The following is a 12,464-nucleotide window of genomic DNA, read 5'->3' on the forward strand; positions in this document are numbered from 1 at the left end:
ATTTGGTATGACTGTTGATTGTTTGCTCACCACCATGGGAGCATCCCGATTTTGTAATGGCTATAGCATGACCGCAGATAATTTATTAGTGATAACCAGAGATTTACAGCCGTCATGCTTCGCCCCTAGGAATATATTTGCACTCATTGAGATGCACCCACCACAATCAACAGACAACTAACTATCGTCCACTGACTATTTGAGTTTTTCTATCTCAAATTGTGCGTCTTTGTAACCGCCGGTAAGTCCTTGATCGAGAAAGATTTTTCCGGCTTTTTCATAGTCACTAATCGCTCCTGCTTTGTCTCCTAAAGAGCGACGCACAGCGCCTCTACCGTAGTAAGCCGCAGCATAATTGGGGTTGATCCGAATTGCTTGCACATAATCGGCGATCGCACTATTGTAATTATTTAACTGTTGGTAAATCTTGGCTCGATTGGCGTAAGCTTCAGCATCGTTGGGATTGATGCCAATGGCTGAGGTAAAATCCGCGATCGCCCCCTGTGCATCTCCCCCTCCGTTGCGAGCTAAACCCCGATTACTAAAAGCATTATAATCATTTGGATTCATTTTCACCGCTTGAGAACAATCGTCAATTGCTTTGGGATAATCTTTTAAGTTTAAATAAGCAATGCAGCGATTGTTATAAGGAACCGCATCCTCATCGCTCAGCGCAATGGCCTGAGTGCAATCGTCAATGGCGGCTTGATGAGCCCCCAAATTTAACTGGGTACTGCACCGATTAGCATAAGCATCTGCATTCTTGGGATCGATCGCAATTACCTGAGAATAATCGGCAAAAGCTCCCTTATAATCACCCGAATGAAAGCGAGCTCTCCCCCGACTGTACAAAGCTTTAGTATCTTTAGAATCGAGCTTAATTGCTTCTGTATAATCCCCAATAGCTCCCTGTAAATCTCCCCCCGCAGCGCGAGCTAATCCCCGCGAATGATAACCTTTAGCCAGTTGGGGCTGCAACCGAATCACCTCACTAAAATCTTGAATCGCCGTTTTGTAATCTTGTAAGTCCAAATAAACCACACCTCGCTCATAATAAGCATCAACATCGTTAGGTTTGAGACTCAAAACCTTAGTGTAATCCTCAAGAGCGCCTCGCTTGTCGTTAAAATCGTAGCGAGCTAACCCTCGGTTAAAATAAGCCTGAAAGTAATTAGGATCTAGAGCGATCGTCTGAGAATAATCAGCAATGGATTCCTGATACTTTTTTAAATCATAATTGGCATTAGCTCGCCGATACAAAGTCTCAGGATTGTTAGGATTGAATTTAAGTGACTGGTTAAAAGCATCCACTGCCCCAGCAGTATCTTGATTTCGAGACTTTGCCACCCCCTGTTCGTAATATTCCCTAGCTTTCACAGGATTGGGACGATTCCAGTAATTGAACAGCAATATTAAACCTATTAGGGTCCCCAACCCAGCGAAAGCCAGCAACCAAAACCTGCTTCCCAAATTGAAAAACGAGTTACCATAAGACCCGAATCTAGACTGAGACAGGCTGTTTTTTTGAGATGTATTTGCAGGATCTTGGCGATGTCTGATCTTGCTCAAAGCCTCCAAAACTTCCTCAGCAGATTGATAGCGCTTGCCAAATTGATGACAGACCATTTTGTCAATGATATTAGCCAAATTGTTAGAACATTGACAGCGGTTGCGCCAGACAATTTCTCCGGTATGAGAAGGGCTTGGATCTTGCAATTTGGGCAAATCAGTACCGGGCAATCCCGTAATAGCTTGGATAGCCATCATCCCGACTGCATAGATATCGCTGCTAAATTGTGGGTTGCCTTGAAATTGTTCGATCGGCATATAAGCCGGAGTCCCTGTCGCAATTGTTCTCGGAAATTCTGTATCATATTCACCGATGTGACTCGTAACTTCTTTTACCGAGCCGAAGTCAATTAAAACCAATTTTCCGTCTGGTTTACGGCGGATTAAATTTGACGGATTGACATCGCGGTGAATCACTCCCTGAGAGTGGACAAAAGCGAGAATTTCTAAGACTTCTTCTAGGAGAGATATCACTCGTTCTTCCGGCCAGTATTGACCAGCTACGATTTCCCTGTTTAGTGCTTGTCCCGGCACAAATTCTTCCACTAAATAGAACTGATTGCTGTCTTCAAAATATGCTAGTAAAAAGGGAATTTGATCGTGTTTTCCTAATTTTTCTAGAATTTCTGCTTCTTGTTTAAATAATCGATAAGCAGTTTTGAGAACTGTGGAAGTATTGCTGGGTGGTCGCAGTTGTTTGACTACACATTGAGGGTGGTTGGGGCGGCGAGTATCGACAGCTAAATATGTTTGTCCAAAAGCCCCAGAGCTCAGCACTTGGACTACGCGGTAACGTCCGTCTAGAAGTTGACCAACCATGTTCATATTGGTAAGGAGTAATGAAACAATTTTAGATTTGGGATTTGGGATTTGGGATTGGGAATTTGGGATTTTAAATTTATGGCTAATTTAAATCTAAAATCCCCGATCGGATAGGAATTGGTAAGGACTACAGTTAACAGTTAACTGATGAAGCATTTAGTTAAGTTGGTTAATTTGTGCTTGCGCGTCTTGAAAACCATCGCCTCTTCCTTGTTCTAGAAACAGCGTTGCAGCTTTCTGAAAATCTGCGATCGCCCCATTACGGTCTTTGAATTGGCCACGGACGAGACCTCGACTGTAGAAAGCTGTAGCATTGTTGGGGTTGAGTTTCACTGACTGTGCAAAATCTGCAACCGCTAAATTATAGTTTTTCAGTTCCGAGTAAATATTACCGCGATTGCTATAAGCAACTGAATCACTGGGATTGAGCCGAATTGATTCTGTAAAATCGGTGATGGCACCGGCCTTGTCTCCCGAAGCGTTACGAGCTAATCCTCGATTGCTGTATGCTTTGGAATTTTTCTTGTTGAGTTCGATGGTTGAGCTGCAATCTTCAACGGCTTTCTGAAATTGTTTTAAATTCAGGTGAGCAATGCAGCGGTTATTATAAGCAGCTTCGTCTTTTGGATCGATGGTAATTGCTTGGGTACAATCTTCAATCGCTTTATCGTAGGTTGCTAAATTCAAGTAAGCGCTGCATCGGTTGGTATAAGCATCAGCTCGATCGGGCGCTAATTCGATCGCCTTAGTGTAATCTGTCATTGCTCCTTGATAATCTCCCACATTAAATCTCGATCGACCCCGACCATAATAAACACCAGCATCTGTGGGGCTAATTTGAATCGCTTGGGTAAAATCTGCCATCGCTCCTGTTTTGTCCCCAGCAGCCGATCGAGCCAAACCCCTGTTGCTATAAGCCTTAGTATCATTGGGATTCAAGCGAATTGCTTGGGTATAGTCTTCAATTGCCGCCGGATAGTCCGACAAATCGTAGTAAGCCAAAGCCCTTTGATAAAAAGCATCGGCATCAGTGGAATTCAGCCGGACTGCTTGGGTAAAATCTTCTAGAGCACCCTGCTTATTGCCTAGTTCCCGGCGGCTCAAACCTCGATTGTAGATGGCTTTACTGTGGCTGGGATTGAGTTTAATGGCTTGAGTATAATCCTCTATTGCTTGCTCCCGCGCCCCAAGGTCATAGCGAGCGTTAGCCCGCTTGTAGAAAGCTTCGGCATCGCTGGAATTGATGGCGAGGGCTTGGGTATAATCAGCGATCGCACCTGTTTTGTCCCCTTGCAGTGCCTTTTGTTGACCCTGGGCGAACAATTCCTGTGACCTCGCTGGATCTTGAGTCTGCCAATAGTAAATGAGTCCTGCTGTCAAGATTAAAGCGGAAAAAGTTCCAGCAATACTGAGCAGGATGATTTGACTCGGCTTCAGAGGCGGTTGACTCATAGCTGGAGTAATGGTGGTTGGTAGCGGTGGCTCAACCTTGATTTTTCGTCTGATTTTCTTGAAGTCGGCTAAAACTTCTGTGGCACCCTGATAGCGTTCCTCAAAGTCGGAGCGCACCATTTTCTCAATAATATCTGCTAAAGCTACAGAACAATTTGCCCGATCGCCACCATTTATTTTCTGTTTCTGATTTTGTAAGGAAGCCAGTTCAAGAGTTGAAAGTCCTGTGACAGCAACCAGAGCGATCGTACCTAGAGCATAGATATCACTATTGTAGCGAGGGTTGCCTTCCCATTGTTCCATAGGCGTATATACTGTCTTGGCAACCACCGACTGTTTTTTGGCAACAGACCATTTAATTGAATTCGAGGAAGTTGGTAATGACAAATAACAATTAGCAATTTCCGAGTTCAGTTCCCCGTCTAAACGAAAGTCCGTTAACACCCATTTCCGATCGGACTGACGCCTAATCAGATTATCTGGTTGAATTCTGCCATGAATAAAGCCGTTCTCATGTATAAACACCAAAACTTCTAATATTTCCTCAAGCAAACCAAATATTTTCTTTTGGGTCCAAGGTTGACCGGGGATTAGTTCAGTGCTTAAAGGTTCCCCAGCAATTAATTCTTCAATTAAGTATAAACTTCGATTTTCGGCAAAATAAGCCGATAATTCGGGAATTTGGTGATGTTTTCCCAATTTTTCAATTTTTTCTGCATTTCTTTGAAAGATAGTTTGGACTGATTCAGGAATCTGCAAACTCTTACCGGGAAGTCGCATTTTTCTAACCAGGCATTGCGGAGAACCCCGACGGTGAGTATCTGCTGCCAAATAGGTGGTTCCCACCTCACTTGAGTCTGTGACTTTAATGATGCGGTAACGTCTGTCTAGAAGTTGACCAATCATGATATGCCCTCATCCCTGTTACTGATTGAATTTTCGCATAAAATCAGGATAGTTAATCAATGAGTATAGCATTAAAATTAGCATCAGTCCGATCCCCGTAGCCCTTAGACATCTCCTAAAAACACAGTCAAGAACAGGATTTATGGTCTGTTCCACAGGAATTATGGCAAAGGTCTAGGGACCAGAGAACCCCACCCTCAACTTAGAGAAGAAACAAGAAGCAAGAAGATCCAGGGGGAAATGCAATAATAAAATTGTAGGATACCTCAGACTTTCAATATAAGTAATTAAAAATGGCTGAATCATTAACAAAAGGAGGAACGATCGCTGCGATCGCCACTGCCATCGTCCCCCAACAAGGCAGTGTCGGCATTGTGCGAGTTTCCGGCTCCCAAGCTCTCAAAATTGCCGAAACTTTGTTTCGCAGTCCAGGAAAGCAAATTTGGGACTCTCACCGGATTATTTATGGCTACATCCACCATCCCCAAACTCAAGAATTAGTCGATGAAGCTTTACTATTAATTATGAAAGCACCCCGTTCTTTTACCCGCGAAGATGTGGTAGAATTTCACTGTCACGGCGGGATTATGGCGGTGCAACAAGTCTTGCAATTGTGTTTGGAAAACGGAGCCAGATTGGCGCAACCGGGAGAGTTTTCCCTGCGAGCTTTTTTGAACGGAAGACTAGATTTAACTCAAGCTGAAAGCATCGCCGATTTGGTGGGAGCAAAATCTCCGGCTGCTGCACAAAGTGCTTTGGCGGGGCTGCAAGGCAAATTAGCCAAGCCGATTCGCCTACTGAGAACAACTTGTTTGGATGTGTTAGCAGAAATTGAAGCGAGAATTGATTTTGAGGAAGATTTGCCGCCTTTAAATGAGGCTAAAATAGTGTTAGAAATAACTCAGGTTTTGGAGCAATTGTCAACTATTTTGGCCACAGCCGATCGCGGAGAGTTGTTGAGAAGCGGTTTGAAAGTGGCGATCGTCGGCCGCCCAAATGTGGGAAAATCGAGTTTGTTGAATGCGTGGAGTAGGTGCGATCGGGCGATCGTCACTGATTTGCCCGGTACAACGCGGGATGTGGTAGAATCGCAGTTAGTTGTGGGTCCAATTCCAGTGCAGGTGCTAGACACTGCGGGAATTCGGGAAACGGAAGACAAAGTAGAAAAGATAGGAGTTGAGCGATCGCGCGCCGCCGCACAGCAAGCCGATCTAGTATTATTGACAATAGACGCACAATCTGGGTGGACAGAACAAGATTCAGAAATTTACGAACAAGTAAAACACCGCCAACTAATCATCATCATCAACAAAATCGACCTAGTAAAAACCACCCCAAAACTACCATTTTCCTCTGAAAATCACCGAATAGTCACCACCGCCGCCGCCCTAGATCGAGGCATAGAAGACTTAGAAACCGCCATCTTAGATGCCGTCAACAGCGAAAATTTGCAAGCAGAAAACCTAGACTTAGCAATTAACCAAAGGCAAGCAGCAGCCATCACCAAAGCAAAGTTTTCTATGGAACAATGCCTAATTACTATTAGCGATAAATTGCCATTAGATTTTTGGACAATAGATTTGCGTGGTGCAATTCAAGCCCTAGGAGAAGTTACGGGAGACGAGGTGACAGAATCAGTATTGGATAGAATCTTTAGTAGATTTTGTATTGGGAAATAAGCATAGGGCCCCAGAAACCGGGTTTTTTGCGACAATACTTCGTTCCAAACCATAAATTCAATTAAAAACCCGGTTTCTTTGGCGGAGTCCATCAATCCTGTAAAGGATGGCTATATGATAATTGTGAGTTAATTCTTAAATAACCAACTGATAACAGCAGTGCCAATACTTATTTACCACATCACCCACATTGACAATCTAGAATCTATCATGGCAGAAGGTGGATTGTTAGCTTATAATGTTATGCTTGAGACACAAACTAACTACACTAATATCGCCTACGAAAATATCCAATATCGTCGCGCTACAACTGATGTTCCTTGCGGTGGAGGTGGAGTCTTACACGATTATGTTCCATTTTATTTTGCTCCGCGCTCTCCGATGCTATATACTATTAATCGTGGCAATGTAGAAAACTACACTCAAGGTCAGGCAGCAGTTATTCACCTGGTTTCTAGTATAGAGAATATCGAGGCTGAAGACTTATGTTTTGTTTTTACGGACGGTCATGCAGTCATGACATTTACCGATTTTTTTGACGACCTCAACTATTTAGGTGCGATCGATTGGGATGTCATGGAATCGCTTTACTGGAATGACACAAACGAAGATAATGACAGAAAACGCAGGCGTCAAGCCGAGTTTTTGGTTCGCTACTTTTTTCCTTGGCAGCTAATAACAGAAATCGGAGTTATGAACGATACAATAAAAACACAGGTAGAGAATATTTTACAAAATTTTACACACAAGCCATCAGTCATAGTCCGTAATAATTGGTATTATTAAGATAAAGAAAAATCTGGAAATAAAAGTGATTAAAATTCAGCAAGGCAACTTGTTAAAAGCAAATGCCGAAGCCATAGTGAACACAGTTAATTGTGTTGGAGTTATGGGCAAGGGAATTGCCTTGCAATTCAAGCAGGCATATCCCGATAACTTCCGCCAATATGCAAAAGCTTGTCGGGCGAGCGAAGTCATGCCTGGGCAAATGTTTGTAGTATCTACTGGCAATCTATTCAATCCCCGATACATTATTAATTTTCCCACAAAACGTCACTGGAAAGGCAAATCAAAAATTGAAGATATTCAAGTTGGACTAACAGCTTTAATTCAAGAGATAAAGCAATTGGGTATTAATTCTATTGCCGTTCCTCCGCTGGGTTGCGGGAACGGTGGCTTGTCTTGGAAGACGGTAAAACCGCTAATTGAATCAGCATTTTTGGAACTGCCTAACGTGCAAGTGCTGCTGTTTGAACCGCAGGGTACTCCCGAAGCTGATATGATGCAGGTTGCTACCGAACAACCAAAAATGACTCGCGCTCGTGCCTTATTTGTTCGCTTGCTGCAACTGTACGGAATCCCAGGTTATCGACTGACAATGCTCGAAATCCAAAAGCTAGCTTACTTCCTCCAAGTTGCAGGAGAACCGCTGAAATTACACTATGTCAAAGAAAAATATGGCCCTTATGCAAACAATCTAAATCATGTTTTACAAAAGCTGGAAGGGCATTATATTCGAGGTTATGGAGACCGGAATACAGAGGCGCAAATCTATGTATTGCCTGACGGTGAAATAGCGGCGCGGAAATTTTTAGAAAATTCTGATGATGCTATTGAGCGACTAGAACGTGTTAGTAACTTAATCAACGGTTTTGAAACTCCTTATGGGATGGAACTACTAGCAACAGTCCATTGGGTTGTTATGGAAAATAGGCAAGCAGCGGAGAATTCGGAAAATGCGATCGCACTTGTACACGAATGGAACACTCGCAAGAGAGATCTTTTTAAACCTCAACATATCCGCAAAGCATGGCAGCGCCTGCATCAGGAAAACTGGTTTTTAGTGCTATAACAACTAACAACTAACAACCAAAAAACAATCAAGATCGAGGTCTACCCAAAGTAGTAATATAAACCACTGCTTCATCAGCGGGAATTCCCAAAACCTCATTTACCTTATCATCAAAAAATCCGGCAATCCCACTCACACCCAAACGCAATTGAATCGCCGCCAAATTCAGCCGCTGGCCCAAATGACCCGCATCCATGTGCAAATAACGGTAAACGCGATCGCCATATTTAGCCACCGCCTTCTTCAAATCCGCCGTATGAAACAACAAAACCGCCGCATCTCTTCCTAATTCTTGGCCCAAGCACAAATAGTGCAACTCCCTACGGAAATTCTTAAACCTAATTTGTCGCAACTCTTGAGCTTTCGGAGCATAATAATAACAGCCTTCTTCCAGACCATTCACGGCAGATACTGCTACAAAAGTCTCGATTAAACTCAAATCGAAATAGTCAGGATAACCATCTAATCCTTGGTCAGTGTAGTGGTGTGGCTGATAAGTAAAATCCAGCAGGGCTAGCAGTTCGGTCAAGCTCAAGGAAGCACCTGTATAGGAACGAGTCGAACGCCGTTTCAGAATTGTATTCTCTAAATTATCTAAGTGAAATCCCCAACTAATCGAAGGAGTCACCGTCGATACTTTAGTACAAAATGGGAAGTTATATTTATCTTCTATTCCCTCTTCAATTTCATTCAATTTCCACCCATCCGTACCTGTCGTATCGGAATCCAATTGTGTAGCTTGATGGAGGTATTCTAGCAGTTGACCTTCCGGAATGTGCGGGTAATTTGTGGTGCTTTTTCCAGGTAAAGCTGTTCTGAATCTTGGCAAGTTTTGGTTGATATCTAGCAAGTCGGCTAAAGCCACTACACAGATTGCTCCTTCTTGCTTGGAGTCGATGTAAAGCAATTGATTGATGGCTTCATCTGCGAATCCTCCTATCAGGTGAGGTCGGTAATCATTCAGTGCCGCAGCCAATTCAATGTTGCTCAATAAATGACCTGTATCTAGGAAAATTCGTCTATAAGCTCGGTCTTCGTAGCGCCAAGAAGAACGGAAAAAGACATTGGTAATTGCCAGTGCCAATTTGGTATCTTCTAAGGCTGGCGACCAAAAACAAGCCGCTTGCAGAGCCAGCCAAACTTCGCTATCCCAAAAGTGGACTAGGGAATGAGTTCTCGCTTGATAATTGTAAAGTCCGGCTGGCAAATACTTAGTGCCACGGGAGATTAAATAAACCTCTGCGGGGTAAAGCCCCCCAGCCGACGGTGCCGATCGCAAATACAGCGGGCTCCCATCCATCGTGGACACCTTAGCAGTCAATCCGTAGCTGCACAACAGGAAGTTGGACAATCGATACCACCAACTGCTATCAGAATCTGCCGGGGACTCCTGTGAAGTCTCTTTGAGATAGGGCTTGAGGTCAAAATATGCTCCTATTTTATATTCTTTGAAAGGAACAGGTTGCTCTTCCCAGTCTAGCTGTCTGCTTTTGGCAGCAATGGTTTCAGGGTCATATTTTGTCCGTTGGTGGTAGTGCTGAGCAATGGATACTGGAGTTTCTGGCATAGTCAGAGTCGGAGCCTCTTTGGTTGCTGATTTGATCTTGACATTACAAACTACTTACTAGCAGCGTATAAATGGACAAATATAAAAAAAATCTTAGAAAAAATGCGATCGTTGTTACACAAGCTTAACATAAGGGAATCCATAAGTATAAATACGCATAAACAAATCCATTAATTATTCTAATGGATGGGCAGCACTAGCTGTAGTCATAAAGGGGTAAAAATGCAAAAGCTAAGCGCTAAGGAATTGCTGGCTCAGTATTCTGAGGGCAAGCGAAACTTTGACGCCGTAGATTTAAGTGAAAATGACTTGTTTGAAGCCGATTTGCAAGAAATCAATCTTTCTGGCGGCAACTTGAGGAAAAGTTATTTACCCTACGGAAATCTGACTCAAGCTAATCTTTCTCAAACTCAGTTTCAAGATGCTGAATTGGGTGACACTCAACTTTATCAAGCCAATTTGTCTGAAGCGAACTTGTCCGGTGCTAATTTGTCAAGAGCTAATTTGCGCCACGCGAATTTGCAAGGTGCGAATTTACAGAAAGCTAATTTGCAAGGTGCGGATTTGTACAATGCAGATTTGAGTTATGCTGATTTGAGAAATGCTGATTTAAGCAGAACTAATTTGGAAAATGCCAAATTCACTAAAGCTCAATTAGCTGGGTGTAATTTATTTCGATCGCGTTTGGGAGATTTATCTGATGCTGAGTGCGATCGCACTACCATTGGCCCAGAAGGATATTAACCTGTTTTTGAGTACAAAAGGCGATCGGCTAATAGACATCTGGCATAATTCTTATGGAACAGGCATCGGACCTGTTCACGCAGTGGAACTAAGTGTTAGCCCAGGTGCAAGCTATGTCCTCACAGAAGCCGTTAATTCTTGATTTTGCCCAGACAGACGCGATGAAATCGATTCTCCCGATTCCCTCAATCCTGTCGAGTCACGGCACAAAATGGGAGGGAATTCACGTCGAATATCACAGTCAGCCAGCAGACGAAACTCCCGAACACTGTTTCCAACAACACAACATTGGGCTGATACTCAATTCAGTTACAGTAAACGGAATACTCAACGGGAAACACTACGGTAGCGAACCGTGGCAAAGAGGAGAGATTTTCATCGGTGCTGCTGGTACTGATTTTCAGTCAGGTGCAGTCGAAGAACCTGAATTTATGGCGATCGCGATCGACCCTACCGACTTCGACAATACAGTTGGCGAATCGACAAATTCAAACCTGATTGAAATTATACCGCACTGGAAAATCAGCGATCCGTTAATTTTCGGCATAGCCTGGGCCCTCAAAACCGAACTCGAATCAGGTGGATTAAACGGTACTCTTTATGTCGATGCACTCAAAAAAGCACTTTCAATGCACATACAAAGTTATTTTAGCAAGACTTTTAGCAAAATCGTCGGTGTGACTCCTAAGAAATATCGCGATTCACTTTAATAAAGGTAACACCCGCAGTCCGGCAGTCCGGCAGTCCGGCAGTCCGGCAGTCCGGCAGTCCGGCAGTCCGGCAGGGGTTTAAACCCTGCCTCAAAGCAGAAGTCCTCTCAAAGAGGACTGAATAACTCATTAGTCCTCTTTTAGAGGACTTTCGCTATGAGACAGGGGTTTTTAACCCCTGGCGGACTCTCGGACTTACCCAAAATCTTTCGCATTCAAAGTCTTTGCATTCATCCACAAGCCCGCCGGGGAATCAATTCCCCGTCGAGAGAGCGAAAGTCGGTTGAAACCGACTGAAAAATCCCATTAAATTATCAAACGAGTACCGATATGGTAAAATAACATGGCTAGCCGATCGAAAAATAATCAAAAAATTACATAAAGATCGGGAAACATATTTATGGCAATGTGGCGGCTGTACTATCATTTAGTTTGGGCAACAAAAGAGAGGCAACCTCTGATACATCCACAAAGAGAAACAGAACTTTATAATTATATTATCGGCAAGGCTGATACCCTCAATTGCATCGTCCACGCTATCGGCGGCACAGAAAATCACATCCATTTAATAGTTTCCATTCCCCCCACACAATCGATCGCTGAATTTGTGAAAAATATTAAAGGTAGCAGCAGCCATTATCTCAATCAAATTTTGCAAAATCCCAATAGATTTGGCTGGCAAGAAGGATATGGAGTATTCTCTTTAGGACAAACACAACTAGAACAAGCAGTCGCTTATGTTATCAATCAAAAGCAACATCATTTGGGAAACACTGTAAATTCGCATTTAGAACAAATCACCGATCGAGACGATCGCCCAACCCGCTGGTATTCCAAGGGACCAAAGAATTAACAGATCGAACTCTCGCATTCACCCACAAGCCCGCCGGGGAATTAATTCCCCGTCGAGAGAGCGCAAGTCGGTTGAAACCGACTGACAAATCCAATTAAATCATCATCAATCTTAGTCCTCTTTGAGAGGACTTGCGCTATGAGACAGGGGTTTTCAACCCCTGGCGGACTCTGAGACAGGCACTTTAACCCCTGGCGAACCCTCAAAATGTCGCACTTACAAACCGCACCCACAACCATTGTTACAATTATTCATCAAACTCCGAGTAATTTCGCAAGAAAATTGTATTTTTCGCAAATTTTTCGCAAGA

9 protein-coding genes are annotated in these 12,464 nt (G+C 43.4%); 6 read left to right on the forward strand and 3 right to left on the reverse strand.

Annotation, left to right across the window (positions count from 1 at the left end):
* Positions 1–195: 195 nt before the first annotated feature.
* Both P2A85_RS26055 and P2A85_RS26060 read right to left on the reverse strand, forming a co-directional pair.
* Positions 196–2,388, reverse strand: coding sequence for a tetratricopeptide repeat protein (locus P2A85_RS26055; RefSeq protein WP_377476225.1), 2,193 nt, complete (start codon positions 2,386–2,388; stop codon positions 196–198).
* A 159-nt stretch (positions 2,389–2,547) separates the two neighbouring features.
* Positions 2,548–4,749, reverse strand: coding sequence for a tetratricopeptide repeat protein (locus P2A85_RS26060; protein ID WP_377476226.1), 2,202 nt, complete (start codon positions 4,747–4,749; stop codon positions 2,548–2,550).
* 293 nt (positions 4,750–5,042) lie between these two features.
* On the opposite strand from P2A85_RS26060, the gene mnmE reads away from it, so the two are divergent.
* From mnmE to P2A85_RS26075, 3 genes are all read left to right on the forward strand, one after another.
* On the forward strand, positions 5,043–6,428 hold the full coding sequence (mnmE, locus tag P2A85_RS26065) for a tRNA uridine-5-carboxymethylaminomethyl(34) synthesis GTPase MnmE (RefSeq protein ID WP_377476227.1): 1,386 nt from the start codon (positions 5,043–5,045) through the stop codon (positions 6,426–6,428).
* 159 nt (positions 6,429–6,587) lie between these two features.
* The gene (locus tag P2A85_RS26070) at positions 6,588–7,214 is read left to right on the forward strand and encodes a DUF4433 domain-containing protein (RefSeq protein WP_377476228.1); all 627 of its coding nucleotides are present in this window, start codon (positions 6,588–6,590) and stop codon (positions 7,212–7,214) included.
* 25 nt (positions 7,215–7,239) lie between these two features.
* A complete protein-coding gene (locus P2A85_RS26075; protein WP_377476230.1) occupies positions 7,240–8,280 on the forward strand; it encodes a macro domain-containing protein in 1,041 nt (346 codons plus the stop codon).
* Between the two features lie 28 nt (positions 8,281–8,308).
* Here the strand turns inward: P2A85_RS26075 and P2A85_RS26080 are convergent, their stop codons facing one another.
* Positions 8,309–9,847: a SagB/ThcOx family dehydrogenase gene (locus tag P2A85_RS26080; RefSeq protein ID WP_377476232.1), complete on the reverse strand. Its 1,539-nt coding sequence runs from the start codon at positions 9,845–9,847 to the stop codon at positions 8,309–8,311.
* Positions 9,848–10,069: 222 nt separating this feature from the next.
* Between P2A85_RS26080 and P2A85_RS26085 the strand changes: the two genes are divergently transcribed.
* From P2A85_RS26085 to tnpA, 3 genes are all read left to right on the forward strand, one after another.
* Positions 10,070–10,591: a pentapeptide repeat-containing protein gene (locus tag P2A85_RS26085; protein WP_341737869.1), complete on the forward strand. Its 522-nt coding sequence runs from the start codon at positions 10,070–10,072 to the stop codon at positions 10,589–10,591.
* A gap of 113 nt (positions 10,592–10,704) precedes the next feature.
* Positions 10,705–11,301, forward strand: a complete 597-nt coding sequence (locus tag P2A85_RS26090) for a hypothetical protein (RefSeq protein WP_377476234.1) — start codon at positions 10,705–10,707, stop codon at positions 11,299–11,301.
* Positions 11,302–11,701: 400 nt separating this feature from the next.
* Entirely contained in the window at positions 11,702–12,154 is a 453-nt protein-coding gene (gene tnpA / locus P2A85_RS26095) for an IS200/IS605 family transposase (protein WP_377476235.1), read from the forward strand.
* Positions 12,155–12,464 lie beyond the last annotated feature (310 nt).

This window comes from Microcoleus anatoxicus (assembly GCF_042465725.1).
In the GTDB taxonomy this organism is placed as follows: Bacteria; Cyanobacteriota; Cyanobacteriia; order Cyanobacteriales; family Microcoleaceae; genus Microcoleus; species Microcoleus anatoxicus.